At 63.6% G+C, this 19188-nt stretch carries 19 protein-coding genes; 10 read left to right on the top strand and 9 right to left on the bottom strand.

What is annotated here, in order from left to right; all coding sequences use genetic code 11:
• The first annotated feature begins 98 nt into the window (after positions 1–98).
• From A4R29_RS01785 to A4R29_RS01770, 4 genes are all read left to right on the top strand, one after another.
• Positions 99–1004, top strand: a complete 906-nt coding sequence (locus tag A4R29_RS01785) for a branched-chain amino acid ABC transporter permease (protein WP_063169837.1) — start codon at positions 99–101, stop codon at positions 1002–1004.
• 189 nt (positions 1005–1193) lie between these two features.
• The gene (locus A4R29_RS01780) at positions 1194–1778 is read left to right on the top strand and encodes a TRAP transporter small permease subunit (protein WP_063171046.1); all 585 of its coding nucleotides are present in this window, start codon (positions 1194–1196) and stop codon (positions 1776–1778) included.
• Positions 1778–3559, top strand: coding sequence for a TRAP transporter large permease (locus A4R29_RS01775; protein ID WP_013528213.1), 1782 nt, complete (start codon positions 1778–1780; stop codon positions 3557–3559). The genes A4R29_RS01780 and A4R29_RS01775 overlap by 1 nt, the downstream gene beginning before the upstream one ends.
• 18 nt (positions 3560–3577) lie before the next feature.
• The gene (locus tag A4R29_RS01770; protein WP_063170440.1) at positions 3578–4606 is read left to right on the top strand and encodes a zinc-dependent alcohol dehydrogenase family protein; all 1029 of its coding nucleotides are present in this window, start codon (positions 3578–3580) and stop codon (positions 4604–4606) included.
• 85 nt (positions 4607–4691) lie between these two features.
• On the opposite strand, the gene A4R29_RS01765 is transcribed toward A4R29_RS01770, so the two are convergent.
• A complete protein-coding gene (locus A4R29_RS01765) occupies positions 4692–5801 on the bottom strand; it encodes a TRAP transporter substrate-binding protein (protein WP_013528215.1) in 1110 nt (369 codons plus the stop codon).
• 263 nt (positions 5802–6064) lie between these two features.
• Here A4R29_RS01765 and A4R29_RS01760 point away from each other — a divergent pair, with 263 nt between their 5' ends.
• Positions 6065–6838, top strand: coding sequence for a gamma-glutamyl-gamma-aminobutyrate hydrolase family protein (locus A4R29_RS01760; RefSeq protein WP_063171045.1), 774 nt, complete (start codon positions 6065–6067; stop codon positions 6836–6838).
• Here A4R29_RS01760 and A4R29_RS01755 read toward each other — a convergent pair whose 3' ends face one another.
• From A4R29_RS01755 to A4R29_RS01735, 5 genes are all read right to left on the bottom strand, one after another.
• Positions 6839–7243 carry a hypothetical protein gene (locus A4R29_RS01755; protein WP_024501916.1) on the bottom strand — a complete coding sequence of 135 codons (405 nt, stop codon included), beginning with the start codon at positions 7241–7243 and terminating at the stop codon, positions 6839–6841.
• Positions 7244–7325: 82 nt separating this feature from the next.
• Positions 7326–8309, bottom strand: coding sequence for a 2-hydroxyacid dehydrogenase (locus tag A4R29_RS01750; RefSeq protein WP_013528218.1), 984 nt, complete (start codon positions 8307–8309; stop codon positions 7326–7328).
• On the bottom strand, positions 8306–9328 hold the full coding sequence (locus A4R29_RS01745; protein WP_081714208.1) for a LacI family DNA-binding transcriptional regulator: 1023 nt from the start codon (positions 9326–9328) through the stop codon (positions 8306–8308). The genes A4R29_RS01750 and A4R29_RS01745 overlap by 4 nt, the downstream gene beginning before the upstream one ends.
• A 77-nt stretch (positions 9329–9405) precedes the next feature.
• Positions 9406–10290 carry a DMT family transporter gene (locus A4R29_RS01740; RefSeq protein WP_063173523.1) on the bottom strand — a complete coding sequence of 295 codons (885 nt, stop codon included), beginning with the start codon at positions 10288–10290 and terminating at the stop codon, positions 9406–9408.
• A 197-nt stretch (positions 10291–10487) separates the two neighbouring features.
• Entirely contained in the window at positions 10488–10895 is a 408-nt protein-coding gene (locus A4R29_RS01735) for a DUF2000 family protein (RefSeq protein ID WP_063171044.1), read from the bottom strand.
• A 49-nt stretch (positions 10896–10944) separates the two neighbouring features.
• On the opposite strand from A4R29_RS01735, the gene A4R29_RS01730 reads away from it, so the two are divergent.
• Positions 10945–11814, top strand: a complete 870-nt coding sequence (locus A4R29_RS01730) for an AraC family transcriptional regulator (protein ID WP_063171043.1) — start codon at positions 10945–10947, stop codon at positions 11812–11814.
• Positions 11815–11838: 24 nt separating this feature from the next.
• Here A4R29_RS01730 and A4R29_RS01725 read toward each other — a convergent pair whose 3' ends face one another.
• Both A4R29_RS01725 and A4R29_RS01720 read right to left on the bottom strand, forming a co-directional pair.
• A complete protein-coding gene (locus tag A4R29_RS01725; RefSeq protein ID WP_013528223.1) occupies positions 11839–12309 on the bottom strand; it encodes a MarR family winged helix-turn-helix transcriptional regulator in 471 nt (156 codons plus the stop codon).
• Positions 12310–12530: 221 nt separating this feature from the next.
• Positions 12531–13277, bottom strand: a complete 747-nt coding sequence (locus A4R29_RS01720; RefSeq protein WP_063169833.1) for an intradiol ring-cleavage dioxygenase — start codon at positions 13275–13277, stop codon at positions 12531–12533.
• Between the two features lie 199 nt (positions 13278–13476).
• Between A4R29_RS01720 and A4R29_RS01715 the strand changes: the two genes are divergently transcribed.
• Together A4R29_RS01715 and A4R29_RS01710 are read left to right on the top strand one after the other, a co-directional pair.
• A complete protein-coding gene (locus A4R29_RS01715; protein ID WP_063171042.1) occupies positions 13477–14532 on the top strand; it encodes a CobW family GTP-binding protein in 1056 nt (351 codons plus the stop codon).
• A gap of 252 nt (positions 14533–14784) precedes the next feature.
• Entirely contained in the window at positions 14785–15759 is a 975-nt protein-coding gene (locus tag A4R29_RS01710) for a WD40 repeat domain-containing protein (RefSeq protein WP_027163812.1), read from the top strand.
• Between the two features lie 6 nt (positions 15760–15765).
• Here A4R29_RS01710 and A4R29_RS01705 read toward each other — a convergent pair whose 3' ends face one another.
• Positions 15766–16218, bottom strand: coding sequence for a hypothetical protein (locus A4R29_RS01705; RefSeq protein WP_013528227.1), 453 nt, complete (start codon positions 16216–16218; stop codon positions 15766–15768).
• 155 nt (positions 16219–16373) lie between these two features.
• On the opposite strand from A4R29_RS01705, the gene A4R29_RS01700 reads away from it, so the two are divergent.
• Positions 16374–17753, top strand: coding sequence for an aspartate aminotransferase family protein (locus A4R29_RS01700; protein ID WP_063171041.1), 1380 nt, complete (start codon positions 16374–16376; stop codon positions 17751–17753).
• A 32-nt stretch (positions 17754–17785) separates the two neighbouring features.
• Positions 17786–19171 (top strand): glutamine synthetase family protein, encoded by a 1386-nt coding sequence (locus A4R29_RS01695; RefSeq protein ID WP_063173522.1) that lies wholly within the window; start codon positions 17786–17788, stop codon positions 19169–19171.
• The last annotated feature ends 17 nt before the right edge of the window (positions 19172–19188 follow it).

The raw sequence follows: 19188 nt of genomic DNA, 5'->3' as shown, positions 1-19188 counted from the left end.
CAACCTCACTCCGGGATGCGGTGGTCTCCGCAGCCTTTTGAGCATGCTGTTGGCCAGGACCGCTTCGCACTTTTGGGCGGCATGCTTCGAGGTTTTGCATGCTCTATTTCTTCCAGCAGGTGCTGAACGGGCTGCATTCGGGCGCGCTGTATGCGTTGCTCGCCTTTGGCTATGTGCTGACCAACGGCATCCTGCACCGCACCAATCTCGCTTATGGCGCGTTGTTCGCCTTTTGCGGCCAGACCATGATCCTGACCGCGGCCTTCGGCTATCAGGTGCTGTGGCTGACGCTGCTGGCGGCGGTGGCGCTCGGCGTCGTCGCTGCGTTCCTCTATGCCGCGCTGATCAGCCACGTGCTGTCGCGCAGTGTCTTCGAACCGTTGGCCGACCGCACGCCCAATGCAATCGTGGTGACGACGCTCGGCATCCTGCTGCTGCTGTCCGAAGCGAGCCGCATCGCCGCCGACACGCATGATCTGTGGCTGCCGCCGATGCTGGCGCAGCCCATCGTTTTCGCGCAGGGCGCGACCTTCAAGGCAACGCTGACGCTCATCCAGCTTATCGACTGCGCCGTGGTGGTGGCGGCAATCGCGCTGGCAAGCTGGGCTTTTGCCCGGTCGAGCTTCGGACGGTGCTGGCGCGCCGTCTCCGACGACCCCAAGGCTGCCGCGATGTGCGGCGTCGACGTACGCGCGGTGTTCCGGCACGCGGTGCTGTTCGGCGGCTTCTGCGCCGCGCTGGCCGGTGTCATGGCCGGGCTCTATTACGGCAATGTCAGCTTCGGCTCGGGCCTCGTCTACGGACTGAAGATCCTGTTCGTGACGGCGGTCGGCGGCTATCTCTCGCCACCGCGCGCGGCGCTCGGCGCGGCCGTCTTCGGCATGGCCGAATCGCTGTGGGCCGGCTACTTCCCGGTCGAGTGGCGCGACGCGTGGATGTACCTGTTCCTGGTCACGACGCTGATCCTGATCGGCGCCGGCCGCGACACCGGCAAAATCGCCTGAAAACGTCAGACTTTGGTTGCATGACGCGAGGGCAGATCGCCGGTATTGGGCACCTGTCTGCGATGCGATGATATTCGCTGCCTCTATCCTTGTTGACCCGTCAGTCCACGCGCGGCATACCGTTGGACCACGTGGCGTGACGGACAAAAAGGGGGAAGCCGGCACGCCTCCGGTACAAGGGAGGAATGCATGGCAGGGCTTCTCGCTCTATCCAGGACTATTGATCGCGCCAACGAGTTCATCGGCAAATGGATATCGTGGCTGATCCTGCTGGCGATCCTGGTGAGCGCCGCCAACGCCATTATCCGCAAGGTGTTCGACATATCCTCGAACGCTTGGCTCGAGCTGCAATGGTATCTGTTCGGCGCCGCCTTCATGCTGGCCGCCGCCTATACGCTGAAGCAGAACGAACATATCCGCATCGACGTCGTCTACGGCCTGTTTCCACGCCGCGCGCAGCACTGGATCGACCTTTTCGGGCATGTCTTTTTTCTGATGCCGTTCGTGACGCTGATGGTGATCTATTTCGTTCCTTATGTGTCGCTGTCGTTTCGCAGCGGCGAGATGTCCAACAATTCCGGCGGCCTGATCATCTGGCCCGCCAAGGCCATCCTGCTCGTCGGGTTTTTCCTGCTGGCGCTGCAGGGCATCTCCGAGATCATCAAGAAGATCGCCATCATGCGCGGAGACATGGACGACCCCAATCCCTTCATATCGGTGCATGAGCAGGCCGAACTCGAAGCCAAGGCGCTGGCCGACGAGGTGCGTTCGTGATGGAGTTCATCGCGCAGAACATGGCGCCGATCATGTTCGCTTCGCTGATCATCTTCCTGCTGATCGGCTACCCCGTCGCTTTTTCCTTGGCCGCCAACGGCTTGATGTTCTTCTTCATCGGTGTGCTGCTGTCTCCCTATTCCGGAGGATCGATCAACCTCGCCTGGCCGCTCCTGCACGCATTGCCGGATAATTTCTACGGCAGCCGGGTGATGTCGAACGACACGCTGCTGGCCATCCCGTTCTTCACCTTCATGGGCATCGTGCTCGAGCGATCGGGCATGGCCGAAGACCTGCTCGACACGATCGGCCAACTGTTCGGGCCAATCCGCGGCGGCCTCGCCTATGCGGTGATCTTCGTCGGCGCGCTTTTGGCGGCGACCACCGGCGTGGTGGCGGCTTCCGTCATCGCCATGGGCCTGATCTCGCTGCCGATCATGCTGCGCTATGGCTATGACCGCCGGCTCGCATCCGGTGTCATTGCCGCCTCCGGCACGCTTGCCCAGATCATCCCGCCGTCGCTGGTGCTGATCGTGCTTGCCGACCAGCTCGGCCGCTCGGTCGGCGATATGTACGCGGGCGCGTTGATCCCGGGCCTCGTGCTCACCGGCCTCTATATGTCCTATATCCTGATCATGTCGATCATCCGGCCGAACTCGATGCCGGCGCTGCCGCTCGAGGCCCGTACACTTGGCCATGGCGTGATGTCGCTGCTGGTGGCTTTGCTGGTCACATCGGCGGTTTCCTACGCGGCATATCGTTATCTGGCGCCGGCGCATGGCGACAATGCCGACATTCTTGGCGCGACTGCCGGGGTGCTGTTCATCTACATCGTCGCCATTGCCGACAAGCGCCTGAACTTCAACATGATGTCCAGGCTCGCGCAGCAGGTGATCATCGTGCTGATCCCGCCACTGGCGCTGATCTTCCTGGTGCTGGGCACCATCTTCCTGGGCATCGCCACGCCGACCGAAGGCGGCGCCATGGGCTCGGTCGGCGCCTTGTTCATGGCGGCGGCCAAGGGGCGCTTGTCGCTTGACGTCGTTAAGCAGGCACTGGCCTCGACGACAAGGCTGTCGTCCTTCGTGCTGTTCATCCTGATCGGCGCACGGGTGTTCTCGCTGACCTTCTACGGCGTCAACGGCCACATCTGGGTCGAGCACCTTTTGACGTCGCTGCCGGGCGGCGAGGTCGGCTTCCTGATCGGCGTCAACATGCTCGTCTTCTTCCTCGCCTTCTTCCTCGATTTCTTCGAACTGGCGTTCATCATCGTACCGCTGCTGGCGCCCGCCGCCGACAAGCTCGGTATCGACCTGATCTGGTTCGGCGTGCTCCTGGGCGTCAACATGCAGACCAGCTTCATGCACCCGCCCTTCGGCTTCGCGCTGTTCTATCTGCGTTCGGTGGCCGCGCGCGTGCCCTATCTCGATCGTCTCACCGGCAAACAAATCGCGCCGGTGACGACCGGCCAGATCTATTGGGGCGCGGTGCCCTTTGTCTGCATCCAGGTGATCATGATCGGGCTGACCATCGCCTTCCCGCAAATGGTGATGCACTACAAGGGAACGACCGTCGATCCGGGCACCATCGACTACAAGGTACCGGAGGTGCCCGGCCTGTCGCCGCTGGGCACGCCGCCGGCGGATGGAGCGGCGCCCGCTGGTGGCGCCACGGCGCCGGCCGCTCCTGACCTTTCGCAACCGCCCAGTTTCGGCGATCCGACACCGGCAAAGCCGGCAGCGCCACAGCCCGACCTGTCGCAACCGCCAAGCTTCAACTGAACCGGCATGGTCAAGACCATGAAAGCGGTGCGGCTGGAAGCAGTGGGCGGCATCACGCTGCGCGACGTCGACATGCCTGACATCGGTGCGGATGAGCTACTGGTGCGCATCGAAGCCTGCGGCGTCTGCGGCACGGACCGGCATCTGTTTCACGGTGAATTTCCCTGCACGCCACCGGTGACGCCCGGCCATGAGTTTTCCGGCATCGTCGAGGCGATCGGAACATCGGTCTCGGGTTTTGCCATCGGCGATCGTGTTACCGGCGACCCCAACATAGCCTGTGGGCGCTGCGCACACTGTCACGCGGGACAAGTCAATCTCTGCAGCAATCTGTGCGCGATCGGCATTCATCGCGACGGCGGCTTTGCCGAATATCTTGCCTTGCCGCAGAAGCAGGCTTTCGTCCTGCCTGCAGGCCTGAACCCCCTGCACGGTGCCTTCTGCGAGCCGCTCGGCTGTTGCCTGCACGGCGTCGACCTTGCCGGTATCAAACCGGGCAGCTCGGTGGTCGTGCTTGGCGGCGGCGTGATCGGCCTGCTCACCGTGCAGCTGGCAAGACTGGCGGGAGCCACGACCATCATCCTGTCGACCAGGCAGGCTTCGCGGCGCGCCCTCGCCGAGGACCTCGGCGCGACAGCGACGATCGATCCGACAGCCACCGATGTCATCGATGCGATCGCCGGACCGGCCGGTCTGGCGCCAGGTGGCGTCGACGTCGTCTTCGAATGCGCCGGCGTGCGAGAGACCGTCGAGCAGTCCATGCGCCTGGCCCGAGCCGGCGGCACGGTCGTCATTGTCGGCGTGACGCCGCAAGGCATGAAAGCGGAATTCGAGCCGTTCGACCTGTTGTTCCGGGAACTGAAGGTGCTCGGTTCCTTCCTCAATCCCTACACCCATCGCCGCGCCGCCGAACTCATCGCTTCCGGTGCGGTCGAGATCGACAGGCTGATCTCCAGGCAGGTGTCGCTTGAAGAAGCGCCAGCGGTGATCGCCAATCCGCCGGCGCCCGGCGAGGTCAAGGTTCTGGTGGTGCCGCGCCGCGGCTGAACCGCCGGCTTCGCCTCCCGGCATATACAGAAAAGCTCCCTGAGCGGGGTCCGCCCAGAGAGCTTTTGAGCAGAAGTACAAACGACTACAGCTTGCCGTTGCGCTGCTGGACCATCATGAAGGTGTCGTAATTGTATTCGGCCACCTGTGCCCAGAGATAATGCTCCTTGCGGAAGCCCTTGATCGATTCCCAGATCTTCTTGAACGGGGCGTTGGAAGCTTCCATTTCGGTATAGACCTCGTTGGCCTTTTCGAAGCAGGCGGCCATGATCTCCTGGCTGAACGGGCGCAGTTTCGCGCCGCCGGCCACCAGCCGCTTCACCGCCGCAGGGTTCAGATAATCGTATTTCTGCAGCATGTTGGCGTCGGCCGCCTGCGCGGCAGTGTGCAGCAGCGACTTGTACGTCGGCGAAAGTTCTTCGTACTTCGCCTTGTTGAACATCAGGTGGACGGTCGGGCCGCCCTCCCACCAGCCGGGATAGTAATAATAGGGCGCCACCTTGTAGAAGCCGAGCTTCTCGTCGTCATAGGGGCCCACCCATTCGGCCGCGTCGATGGTGCCTTTTTCCAACGCCGGATAGATGTCGCCGCCGGCGATCTGCTGCGGCACGACGCCGAGTTTCTGCACCACCTTGCCGGCAAAACCGCCGATTCGCATCTTGAGGCCGGAAAGGTCGGCCACCGTGTTGATTTCCTTTCGGAACCAGCCACCCATCTGCACGCCGGTGTTGCCGCCCGGCAGGCCGAAAAGACCCTGCGTGGCCAGAAACTCGTTGAACAGGTCGATGCCGCCGCCATGGTAATGCCAGGCATTCATGCCGCGTGCGTTGAGCGAAAAGGGAACCGCCGCACCGAGCGCCCATGTCGGGTCCTTGCCCCAGTAATAATATGCCACCGTATGGCAGGCCTCGACCGTGCCGGCTGTGGTGGCGTCGGCGGCCTGCAGGCCAGGTACCAGCTCACCGGCAGCAAAAACCTGGATCTGGAAATTGCCGTCGGTGGCTTCCGACAGCATCTTCGAGAACACCTCGGCGCCGCCATAGATGGTGTCGAGCGACTTCGGGAAGGACGACGCCAGCCGCCATGTCACCTTGGGATTGGACTGGGCGATTGCAGGCGCCGCCAGCGTGGCCGCCGCCGCCGCGGCACCGACGCCGGTGACACCGGCCTTGCGAATGAATGAACGACGATCCATGAAGTTCCTCCCTTTTGGATCAACAGGCCGACGTCAGAAAATCCTCGGTTTCCGTGTCGGTTCGTTCGAGACAATACACAGGCAAGAAGTCGAGTCCAGCAGGCCGGCCCGATTTGACGGCGAAGCCCGGCTGCACTGCAACTATAGTCTAACAGGCCGTTTCGTGGCCCATGCGACACGCCGAAACTTGGCATGGAAAGATAACGTGGGATCGCCTATTTTGAAGGCAGGTATCCCTTGCCCCGATGGAACATAGAGCCAAAATGCATCAGCCGCTCGTCGCCATATCGACCGACGTCCGTCAGTTCGACAACTACACCTGGCACGCCGCCCCACAACAATATCTGGAAGCGGCGATCGCCGGCGCCGGCGTGTTCCCGGTGCTGGTGCCATCGTTCGGCGACCGGCTCGATTTCGACGAACTCCTGTCGTCGGTCGACGGCGTCATGGTCACCGGCTCAAAATCCAATGTGCATCCCTCGCTTTATGGCGGCGACGCCAGTGAAGCCAATGGCCCCTATGATCCGGCGCGCGACGCCACGACGCTGCCGCTGATCCGCCGGGCGATCGAACGCGGCGTGCCGCTGCTCGCCATCTGCCGCGGCATCCAGGAACTGAACGTGGCGTTGGGCGGCACGCTCGGCACCGAGATCCAGGAGCGCGAGGGCTCGCTCGATCACCGCGCGCCGGTGAGCGACAAGCAGGACGAACGCTTCGCCATCCACCAGACCATTTCGATCAAACCTGACAGTTGCCTGGCCGGTGTGTTCGGTGCCGGCGACATCAAGGTCAATTCGTTGCACCGCCAGGCGATCGACCGGCTCGGCTCGAAGCTGCAGGTCGAGGCCGTCGCCACCGACGGTACGGTCGAGGCGGTTTCGGTGCGGGACGCCCGCGCCTTCGCCGTCGGCGTGCAATGGCACCCGGAATACTGGGTCAAGTCGGACAGCAATTCGGTGAAAATATTCCGTGCCTTCGGCGATGCGGTTCGGCTGCACGCCGCAGCGAGGGCGGGCGCGCGGGCCGCAGCGGAATAATCAGTCGCCGGATTTTTTATCACGGGTGGCCGCCAGCGACAGCAGCGGCAGCGCCGGGGCATAGGATTCGTAGCCGTCGCCATCGGCAGCCGCGAAGGTGACGATTGGATCGGTGCCATTGGCGCTGAAGGCAACGGTGCCATCGTTTTGCTCGCGCCAGAACTTCGCCTGTTCTATGCCCGGCAAGAGCCGACGGCATTTGGGAGCAACGGTGAGCAACGACAAACCGTCCGAAATTTCGGCCCCGCGGCTGACTGCACAGACCGCTTCATCGCCATTGGCGACCAGCCTGTAGCTGTTGGACGGGGCGGCCTCGTTGGCTACGCTTTCCCGGCTGCCGCCATGAAACAGCTGAATGCCACCAAACAGCGCTGCGGCAGCGATCAATGCGGAAAGTGCTTTCATCATTCTTCATCCACGTACACGGACAGGTTGAACAATGATTCCAAAGGGTTAAGCTGACGTTAATAAATGTGGCAGCCACCGATCAGTTTCTAGCCTTCACATGCGCCGTCTCGGGCACCGGCGTCAGCGGCCGGCGCTCGGTGAACCAGGACACCAGATTGTCGACGCACAGATCCGCCATGGCGCGGCGTGTATGGTCCGAGGCCGAGCCGACATGCGGCAGCAGCGAGGTGTTGGGCGCGTCGAGCAGCGCCTTGGGCACGTTCGGTTCGTCGGCAAAGACGTCGAGGCCGGCAGCGGCGATGGTGCCGTTGGCAAGGGCTGCCGCAAGCGCTGCCTCATCGACCGTGCTGCCACGGCCGATGTTCACGAAGACGCCGTTGGCGCCAAGCGCCGACAGTATCTCGGCATTGACCGCCTTCTCCGTCGAGGCGCCCCCCGGCGCGACCGAAATCAGCGTATCCACGGCTTCGGCAAGCCCTTTCAGGGTCGCATGATAGTGGTAGGAAAGACCTTCGACACGGCGCCGGTTGTGGTAGGCGACCGGCAAGCCAAAGGCTTCCAGACGCCGGGCAATGGCCTGCCCGATGCGGCCCATGCCGAAAATACCCACACTGCGCCCGCGCAAGGTCAGCCGGCTCAGCGGATAGTTGCCCTTGCGCACCCAGCTGCCGTCGCGCAGCCAGGTCTCGGCGCGCGGCAGGTCGCGGATGGTGTTGATCAACAGCCCGATCGTGGTGTCGGCGACCTCCTCGGTCAACACGTCGGGCGTGTTGGTGACCATGATGTTTTTCGCCGCCGCATGACCGACATCGACCGAATCATAGCCGACGCCGAAGGAAGCGATGAGTTCGAGGTTGGGCAATGCATCCATCATCGCCGCGTTGATGCCGGCGAACGAAGCGATGCCGCGCACATCACTGCGCATCTCGTCGGTGACGAGCGCCGGATCGGCGCGTTCAATTCTGACACGCCTGAACGTGCGGTTGATGCGGTCGACCGCGTGGTCGTTGAAATCGCCCGGCACCAGGATGGCGACGGTCTGCAACTGTTCGGCCTTGGTCATGCACGCTCCACCGGCTTGCCGGTCGACTGACGCACATGCAGTTCCGGCTTGATCAATTCCTGCGAGGGTCGCACCGTCTGCCCGTTGAGCTTGTCGAGCAGCGCGCTGGCGGCGCGGCGGCCAACCTCGCGCTGGCCGTTCCAGACGGTGGTCAGCGCCGGCGTCGCGATCGCCGCCTCTTCGAGGTCGTCATAGCCGGTGACCGAGATGTCGACGCCCGGCACCAGGCCGGCGCGGGCAATGCCGTTCATCAGGCCGATGGCGACGAGGTCGTTCCAGCAGCAGGCTGCCGTCGGCCTGTCCTTCAGCGCCAGGAACTGTCCGGCGGCCTCGAAGCCGGCCTGCTTGGTGCGCGGCCCGGCGATGCGCCAGGACGGCCTGACTTCCAGCCCGGCCGCCTCCATCGCGTTGATATAGCCTTGGTAGCGGTCACGGCCGGTCGAGGTCTGGTCGGTGCCGCCGATCATGGCGATGCGCTTGTGGCCGAGCGAGATCAGGTGGTTGGTGGCGAGGCCTGTTCCATAAGAGTCGTCGCCGCGAAAGACCGGCACGTCGGCACCCTCGACGGTGCGCGCGATCAGCACAGCCGGCAGGCCGTTCTCCTCGGCCATCACGATGTCGGAAGCCGGCGTGCCTATCGCCGGCGACATGATGACGCCGTCGGCGCCGAGTTGCAAAAGCGTATCGATGAAAGTGCGCTGCTTTTCGAGCTGATCATAGTGGTTGGACAGGATGAAGGTTTGCCGGCTGCGGTCGAGCTCGCTTTCGATCGAGCGCAGGATCTCGGCGAAGAACGGGTTCATGATGTCGTGCACGACGACGCCGACAATGCCGGAACGCGAGGTGCGCAGGCTGGCGGCGCGTCGGTTGTAGATATAGCCGATGGCGCGGGCATGTTCCTTGATGCGGTCACGGGTGGTCCCGGCAACAAGAGGGCTGTCGCGCAGCGCCAGCGAGACCGTGGCCGTGGACACGCCGAGCGCATCCGCGATCGTCGAAAGCTTGATTTTTTGTGCCAGCGACGTGTGCTCCCCGGACCTGACTTTCCAGACCTAAACTGTTTAAAGGCGGCGTTATGCCACCGATCGGGGGCAAATCAAAGTTTTTTTGCCAACGCCTCGGCCTCGACGTCCGAGGCCGCGCGGCTCCGCAGCCGAAGCCTATGCTCGCGATGGACGATGTAGAGGCCGCTGGCGACGATGATGGCGGCGCCGACCAGCGTCCAGCGGTCGGGAAACTGCTTGAAGACGATCCATCCGGAAATGATCATCCACACCATCTGCGAATAGGGATAGGGCGCCAAAGCCGTGGTCGTCGCCAGCCGGTAGGCCTGGACGAGCAGCCAGTGACCGACGCCGCCGAACACGCCGAGCATCAGCAGCACGAACCAGTGCCAGCCGTCATGCGGCAAGGAAAACGAAAACGGCAGCAGGGGCAACAGCAGCAGCGCCGGCGCCAGCGCCGAAAACAGGATGAGGCTCTCCGATGTCTCGGTCGCCGACATGCGGCGCGTCATGATGACGTAGAAGCAGTTCGACAGCATCGAGCCGAGCGCGAAGAGATGTCCGATGCCGAACACGCCGACGCCCGGTCGGGTGATGATGAGGACGCCGGCAAAGGCCGCCAGGATGGCCAGCCAGCGCCGCCAGCCCGCCCACTCGCCAAGCAGCGGACCGGCCAGCGCCGTGATCACCATCGGCCCAAAGAAATAGATCGAGGTTGTCTCGGCCAGTTGCAGGGATTTGAGCGCCAGGACATTGAATATGGTCGATCCGAACAGGAAAGCCCCGCGCAGGATATGCGCAGGCAGGTTGACCGGGCGAAACCGCATGGGTTGGCGCCAGCCGCGCAACAGGGTGCCGACCAGGATGACATGCACGGCAAAGCGCACCCAGGCAACGACCAGCACGGAAATGCCGGCGAGGACGAGGTATTTGCTTGATGTGTCGAGGAAGGTGAAGCAGACGTAAGTGGAAAGCATGCACAGGATCGCCACCGGGGGCGTCGCGCTTTCTACATGTCTTTGGGGAGCACTCACTTGCAGGCCGGATGGGAGCTGGGCTGGACCCACCTTTGCGGGAATTGCCGGCTCCCGGCAAGCCAATTGTCGGCTGTCGCCACGCCAAAGCCGGCTGGCACAACAAGTGTCGGCGGCAGGCTTAGTCGATGCCTCTGAAGCTACGGGTGCATACGGGCGCCCTTGGTGATCTTATCGACCAGCTTCTTGTCGGCGCGAAGCGCGATCCCGACCGCCTTGACGTCTTCAGGCGCAAATTCGGCGAAGACGGCCCGGTTGGCCGCGTCAAAGCCGGTCGAAAACATCTCCTCGACATAGAGCGAGGTGGTCACGCCGCGCTCCAGTGTGCGCCGGTGGATCGCGGCGAGCGTCGCCTGATCGGTCGACAGCACGATGACCGGCTGGATCGACAGCGGGTTGTAGAGATTGCCGGCGCGGTCGCGATAGGGTTCGCCGATGATGTCGGGAAACTGGGCGACGATGCCGCTGGTCAGGAAGGCGGTGACGTTGAGTTTCTGCCAGACCGACAGATCTTCCCTGAGCACGATTGCAAATTTCGTATCGAACATGAGACATTGGCCATTCGGTTTGTGCCCCAATGCGAGGCTTACGGAGACGATGTCGCACGATCTAGACAGCCAGGCCTTCGAGGGTCTTGGACGTTTGTGCATCGATGCGGCGGAAAACCGTATTATCTCCGGTCCCGATCCCGCAGGCATGGAGCGGATCGAGGCACGCTTCCATGGCAGCGCGTTCGACCTGCATCGCCACGACACCTATGCGATCGGGGTCACGCTGCACGGTGTGCAGACGTTTCGCTATCTTGGTGCTGCGCGTCACAGCCTTCCAGGCCAGATCATCGTGCTACACCCCGACGAACTGCATGACGGCGGCGCCGGCACCGAGGAGGGCCTGCGCTACCGAATGCTCTATTTGGAGCCGTCGCTGATGCTCGACTGCCTCGGCGGCGCTTCGCTGCCTTTTGTGAGGGATGGCGTGGTGACGGACGCCGCCTTTTGCGCAACGCTGCTTTCGGCGCTGGGGCCGCTGGAGCAGGAACTCGACGACCTGTTCGTCGACGACTTCCTGGTCCAACTGATGCAAAGCCTGACCCGGCATGGCGGCCAGCCGGCAAAGCCGATGACACGGACGGCGTGGCGGGCGGCTGCACTGGCGCGCGACTATCTCACGGAAAACCTGACCCGGCCGGTGCGCTCCGGCGAACTGGAAGCGATAACCGGGCTCGACCGCTATGCCCTGTCACGGCATTTCCGCGCGGCGTTTTCGACCAGTCCGCATCGCTTCCTGGTGATGCGCCGGCTTCAGCGTGCGCGGCGGATGATCGCCGCCGGCGAACCGTTGGCGCAGATCGCGGTCGAAGCCGGCTTCAGCGACCAGAGCCATTTCATCAGGCAGTTCAAGAAGGCGTTCGGCATGACACCGGGACGCTGGTCATCGCTGATCCAGGGCTCTGCCGCGGCGGCTTGATCGCCTGCCGCGACAATCCGCCGGTCAGTCGTCCGACTCGGCGTCGTCGTCGATGAGCACCAATTCCTCGTTCGAGAGGTTGGCCTCGATGCGGGCAAGCAGTTTGAACAGCGACTTCTGGTCCTTCTTGTCGAGGCCCTTCAGCGCCTGCTTTTCGGTCTTCTTCACCGATTTCTCGATGGCGTGGATGATGTCGCGGCCTGTATCAGTGAGGAAGATGTGGGCCTGGCGGGCATCGGCTTCAGAAGCGCGCTTCTCCAGGAAACCCTGGGCCTGCAGCCGGTTGATGGTCTTGGTGATCGTCGGCGGGCGCACGCCGAGACGTCCGGCAAGATTGCCCGGCGTCTGGCCGTCCTCACGGTCGAGCGCCAGCATGATCTGGTCCTGGCCGGCATAGAAGCCGTGCGCCAGAAGCCGGGCAGCCAGCGCCGTCCTTGCCAGCCTTGCCGCGGAATGCAGCCGGCTCATTGTCGCAGTCTTGTCCGCCTTGGCCATGGTCTTCCCTCTTCGGCCGTACCGGTGCGGGCAGCATAGAGGCAGCCGGCCGGTTGGCAATCGACGATCAAAAAGATTCCGGTGCTTCAAACAGCTTTGCCGGCAAGCATTGTGGTGTCCGCCGTGGCTAATGCCAGATGTTTATTTCAGTTAGATGACAAACGAATTCCCAGCCGGAGTTTTCGTCGCGAGCAGGGTGGTGGTGGTGGAGTGACCGCCGCTCAGCCGGACTTCACCGCCACGATCATCAGCGCCTGATAGGCATCCTCCAACTCGCGCAGCGCAGCCTGCGATTGCGATCCGGCCCGCCTGGCGATGCCGTCATCGGCATTTGAAGTGTCGCGCTTGCCGGGCCGGTCATTGTAGGGCGCGACAGAGGTGAAGATCTGCTCGCTGAGGCTGTCGGGGAAAAACAACTGGCCGGTCATCACCGACCTGTCGTCAGGGAAGACCTTGAAATGGATATGGGTGGTGCGGCCGCGATACCAGCCGGGATAGATCGTGGCGAAGGAAACGATGCCGCTTGCATCGGTTTTCTGCCAACCACGCAGGAAGGTCTGGCCCGACGTGTCGACGTCGCGGCCGTCACCCTGTCCGGGATAGCCGGAATAGGCGCCCTGCGCGTCGCAATGCCAGATATCGACGCGGGCGCCGGCAAGTGGGCGGCAGTCCACGTCGACAACCTGCAGCCGGACGTCAAGGGCAATACCTTTCTTGCCTTCGGTGACATCGGCACGTTCGAGTTTCGGGTCGAAATAGAACGGTCCCTCGGTCACTTCAGGCGTAATGGTGCAGACACCGGCGCCGTTTTCGAACAAGGCCAGTCCGGCATAGGGTGAAGCCTGGGCAGCCGAAGATTGAGCGGCCATTGCCGAGGCCGGCAGGAAGGCACCACCTCCGGCGGTGACCGCGATCAACCCGAGCGCCTGGCGCCGGCTCAATGAGAAGGAGGATGGCTTGCCGGACATATCTTGCCTCTCAAATTGACCTTCCGCATCCCGAGCTAGGCAATCACAGCGGCTTTCGCCAGTCAAAATCCGGTATTGTAGCAAGCCGGTTTGGCCCATCGGTTTGCCCCGTGCAAAAGCCCGGCACACATCCTATATGGAACCGACAATCCCTTTTGAGGGCCGGATCTTTCGCGGCCCAGCACTTTCGAGGCAAGCCATGAGCGACGCACAGACGCAAATCCCCGTAACCGTTCTCACCGGCTATCTCGGCGCCGGCAAGACGACGCTGCTCAACCGCATCCTGTCGGAAAACCACGGCAAGCGCTACGCCGTCATCGTCAACGAGTTCGGTGAAATCGGCATCGACAACGATCTGATCGTGGAATCCGACGAGGAAATCTACGAGATGAACAATGGTTGTGTCTGCTGCACGGTGCGCGGCGACCTGATCCGTGTCGTCGAGGGCCTGATGCGCCGCCCCGGCCGCTTCGACGCCATCGTCGTCGAGACCACCGGGCTCGCCGATCCGGTGCCGGTGGCGCAGACCTTCTTCATGGACGACGATGTGCGCTCCAAGACCAGGCTTGACGCGGTGGTGGCGCTGGTCGACGCCAAGCACCTGCCGTTGCGGCTCAAGGATTCCAGGGAAGCCGAGGACCAGATCGCCTTCGCCGACGTCGTCGTGCTCAACAAGACCGACCTCGTCACGTCAGAAGAACTCGCCAAGGTCGAGGCAACGATCCGCGCCATCAATCCGGCGGCAAAGATCCATCGTACCACCCGCGCCGGCGTCGACCTGACCGAAGTACTCGACCGCGGCGCTTTCGATCTGTCCCGGGCACTGGAAAACGATCCGCACTTCCTCGAGGCGCATGACGATCACGATCATCATGACCACGACGGCCACGATCACCACCACCATGATCATGACGGGCACGACCACCACCATCACGCGCATGCTTCGGACATTCATGACGTGACGGTGCAATCGGTGTCGCTGCGCGGCGGCGAGATGGATCCGAAGAAATTCTTCCCCTGGATCGAGAAGATCACCCAGATGGAAGGCCCCAACATCCTGCGGCTGAAAGGCATCATCGCGCTCAAGGGCGACGACGAGCGCTATGTCATCCAGGGCGTGCACATGATCATCGAAGGCGACCACCAGCGCGCCTGGAAAGACGGCGAAAAGCACGAGAGCCGGCTGGTGTTCATCGGCAGGGAACTCGACGCCGAGCGGCTGAAGAAGAGTTTTGACGTCTGCCAGGCGGCTTGATTTCCAAGCCTTATAACGCTAGCGCTGCCCCTTCTGTCCTTCTCCCCTTGTGGGAGAAGGTGGCCGTGCGAAGCTCGGTCGGATGAGGGGTGCTCCAGCTGGGCACCGACGGCGATCCGTCCAACACCCCTCAACCGTCTGGCGCTGCGCGCCGATCCACCTTCTCCCACAAGGGGAGAAGGTTGGCGCCACACCCGGCCGCGCTGGCGACTTCCCGGGGATGGCAACAAACTTCATTGGAATGGTTCCCTGATGCCCACAGTCGCCCCCCTAGACCTCGAAGGCCATTGCATCGCCGCCGTCTTTCTCGGCGACGTGCCGCATTTCGCGATGGCCGACGGTGCCATCCATCGGCTCGACCATGGCCACAAGACGGTTCAGGCCAATGACGGGCTGCTCGCCGCCTTCCATGATGCGGCCAATGACCGGCTGATCACCGGCGGCGAGGACGGCAAGGTGTTTGCCGTGAAAACGGGCGGCGAGGCCACGGAATTGGCAAGCGCGGCCAGGAAGTGGATCACCAGCGTTGCCGCCGGGCCGCAAGGCGCCATCGCCTATGCCTCGGGTAAGACTGCCTTCGTGCGCTTCGCCGACGGCAAGACCAGGGAATTCGTCCATCCGCGTTCGGTGGAGGGGCTGGCCTTCTCGCCCAAGGGCATGCGCTTCGGCGTCGCCCGCTACAATGGCGCGACGCTGCATTTCCCGGCCGCCGAGGGCAAGCCGGTGGAACTCGAATGGGCCGGCGCCCATACCGGCATCACCTTCTCGCCGGATGGCGCCTTCCTCGTCACCACCATGCAAGAAAACGCATTGCACGGCTGGAAGCTCGCCGACGGCAAGCACATGCGCATGACCGGCTATCCCGGCAAGGTCAAAAGCCTGTCGTGGAGCGTGAAGGGCAAGTGGCTGGCGAGTTCCGGCGCGCCGGCGGCGATCGTCTGGCCGTTTTCCGGCAAGGACGGGCCGATGGGCAAGGCACCGCTGGAACTCGGCACGCGCGGCAACGCCATGGTGACGGCTGTCGCCTGTCACCCGAGCCAGGATGTCGTCGCCGTCGGCTATGATGACGGCATGGTGATGGCGGTGCGTTTTGCCGACGCCAAGGAAGTGCTGTTGCGGCGGCCGGGCAAGGGCGCCATCACCTCGATGATGTGGGACAAAGAAGAACGCCGCGTCGCCTTTGGCAGCGCGGCAGGCGACTGCGGCGTCATCGACATCACGGCCTGACCCCGCTCACTCCGCTCCGCACGACACTTTGCCGCTGATTTCAACCGGTTTGCCGTCCTGGTCCGTATCCGCCGCGGCGTCGTAGATGGAGAGCGTATAGCTCCCGTCGTAGACGCCTTCGTCGCTGGTCCTGGTCAGGATCGTCAGTTCGACCGAGTTGATCTTTTGCGCGGCCTCGTGCTCACGATAGATGTTCAGCCGCAATTCCTTGCCGTCGAGCCAGTACTGCGTCAGGTTGGAATCCTCGAACACAGTCTTGCGCAGGCTGTCGCTGGCAGGCCGGCTCAGAATTTCGAGGTTGCCGCGAAAGTTGAAGGTCGGCCCGCCCATGCCTCTGGTGACGCCGGCCTCGACCTCGAATGTCGCCGCCGTGTCGTCGGTGGAGCACCAGATGCCGCCCGAGGCGAAGGCCGCGCTCGCCGACGACAGGTGCATCGCCACACAGATGACTGTCCTCATTACCCCTCCCCCCTCAATTCCCGCTCATATTGGCGCCGACTTCGGCAGCACGGTCAAGCGCCGCCGCCAAAGGCTGAGCCAACGCAGGACAGATGCGCGGCCAATTGCGGATGCAGACACGGATTGGCTAAGAGGAATCGACCAGAGGGGTTTTCATGCACAGCGATATGTCCAAGACGTCCATCGGCGGCATCGGCCGCGACCGCATTGCCGATCTGCGCGAGACCGAGGGGGCAACCTTCCGCAAGGCGCGGCCGCAATCTCAGGCAAAGGTCGGCAACGGCCTGCCCGGCTTCTTCGGCGGCGTGCCGATGCACTGGATGAACGACTGGCCGACGCCGTTCCCGATCCTGGTCGACAGCGCCAAGGGCGCCACGATCACCGACATCGACGGAAACAAGCTCGACGACTTCTGCCTTGGCGACACCGGCTCGATGTTCGGCCATTCGCCGCCGCCGGTGGCGCGCGCCATCCGCCGCCAGGCCGGACGTGGCCTGACCTATATGCTGCCTTCGGAAGATGCGCTGGCCATCGGGCCGCTGCTGCAGCAGCGCTTCGGCCTGCCATTCTGGCAGATCGCGACGACGGCAACCGACGCAAACCGTTTTGCATTGCGCGTCGCCCGCGCCGTCACCGGCCGGGAGAAGATCCTTGTCTTCAACGGCTGCTACCATGGCTCGGTCGACGAGACGATGGTGCGGCTGATCGACGGCAAGCCCGTCAACCGGCCGGGATTGGCGGGCGAGTTCCGCGACCTGACGCGTACGGCCAAGGTCATCGAGTTCAACGATATCTCAGCACTCGAAGCTGCGCTTGGGGATAAGGACGTCGCCTGCGTCATCGCCGAACCGGTGCTGACCAACTCCTGCATGGTGCTTGCCGATCCGGGCTACCATGACGCCCTGCGCAAACTGACACGCCAAGCCGGCACACTGCTTCTGATCGACGAGACGCACACGATCTCGACCGGCCCCGGCGGCTACACGAGGAAATATGGTCTCGACCCGGACTTCTTCGTCCTGGGCAAGCCGATCGCCGGCGGCGTGCCGGCCAGTGTCTGGGGCATGAGCGACGACGTCGCCTCGCGCTACGCGGACTACAACAGGACCAAGGAGCCGGGCTATTCCGGCATGGGCACGACGCTCTCGGCCAACCCGCTGCAGTTCGCAGCGATGCGCGCCGCGCTTGAAGAGGTAATGACGCCGGAAAATTATGACCGCATGGATCACCTGGCGCGGCGGCTCGATGCCGGGTTGACCGGCGTGATCGATCGCTATCGCCTGCCCTGGCATGTTTCCCGTGTCGGCGCCCGCGTCGAGTTCATCTGCGCGCCCGGTCCGCTGCGCAATGGCGCCGAGGCGGAAGTGGCGCATGCGCCGGAACTGGAGGCCGCGATCCATGTCGCGCTGGTCAATCGCGGCGTGCTGATCGCACCCTTCCACAACATGATGCTGATCTCGCCGGCGACCACTGCGACCCAGGTCAACCGGCTGATCACCGCCTTCGGCGCGGTTGCGGCAAAGCTTGGGGCATGAGACAAGCGGCGATGGACCATCCCAATGCCATAATGACCTCACCTTCGGGCTCGACATCCGCCGAGGCGCAAGCCTTTCTCGACGCCCATCCCGAGATCGAAGCCTTCGATATCGTGCTGACCGACGCCAATGGCGTCGGCCGCGGCAAGATCGTGCGTCGGCACGAGCTGAAAAGCATCTTCGAGGGCGGCCGCCATATGCCGATCTCGATCCTGGGCCTCGACATCACCGGCGAGGATGTGCACGAGACCGGGTTGATTTGGACGACCGGCGACGGCGATCTCAGGGCATGGCCGATCCCCGGTACGCTGGTGCCGCTCTACGGCACGAGCCCGCCGCGTGGCCAGCTGCTGATGGCGATGTACATGCTCGACGGCCGGCCGATGTCGTCGGATCCGCGGCTGGCGTTGGCTCGGCAAGTCGACATCCTGGCGGCCAAGGGCCTCTATCCGGCCGGAGCCTTCGAACTTGAATTCTTCCTGCTGGCCAATGAGCGCGATGCCGACGGCAAGGTGCAGCCGGCGCGCGCCGTGCTCGACGGCCGCGTCTCGGGCAAGACGGAAGTCTATTCCGTCGACCATCTGCACGGCATGGAGCCGCTGTTTTCCGACATCTATGCCGCAGCCAAGGCGCAAGGCATTCCGGCCGAGACGGTCATTTCCGAATATGCGCCCGGCCAGTACGAATTGACGCTGAACTACCGCAAGGATGTGATGCGGGCGGCCGACGACCTGGTCATGCTGAAGCGGCTGGTGCGGGCGCAGGCGCGCCGCCACGGCGTCACCGCCTGCTTCATGGCCAAGCCGATCGAGAAATACGCCGGCTCGGGCATGCATTTCCATGTTTCGCTGCAGGACAGAGCCGGCCGAAACGTCTTTGCCGAAGCCGGCGGCGAGAGCTGGTCGCTGCCGCTGCTGCAAGGGCTCGGCGGCCTCATCCAGACCATGGCGGAATCGATGCTGGTGTTTGCGCCGCACGCCAATTCCTGGCGGCGCTTCGTCTCGCAATCCTATGCGCCGGTGGCGCCGACATGGGGCGTCAACAACCGATCGGTGGCGCTGCGTGTGCCGGCCGGCGACGCCAAGAACCGGCGCATCGAGCACCGGCCGTCGGGCGTCGACGCCAACCCCTATCTGATCGCCGCAACCGTGCTCGCCGGCATCATCAAGGGCATGGATGAAGGGCTCGATCCGGGGCCCGAAACGACCGGCAACGGCTATGAGGCAGCGGTCACGCGCACAACCATGCCTGTCGACTGGCGCGCCGCGATCGAATCGGCCCGGGCGTCCAGCTTCCTGAAGAACGCGCTCGGCGAGGACCTGCACCGGACCTTCGTGGCGATCAAACAGTCCGAATACCTGCGCGTGGCACGCACGGTCAGCGAACTGGATTACCACCTCTATCTGCACGAAGTCTGAGGGCCGGGCGGGCGATC

It is taken from the genome of Mesorhizobium ciceri biovar biserrulae (assembly GCF_001618845.1).
In the GTDB taxonomy this organism is placed as follows: domain Bacteria; phylum Pseudomonadota; class Alphaproteobacteria; order Rhizobiales; family Rhizobiaceae; genus Mesorhizobium; species Mesorhizobium ciceri.
This window is presented reverse-complemented; position numbering and strand designations above follow the sequence as displayed.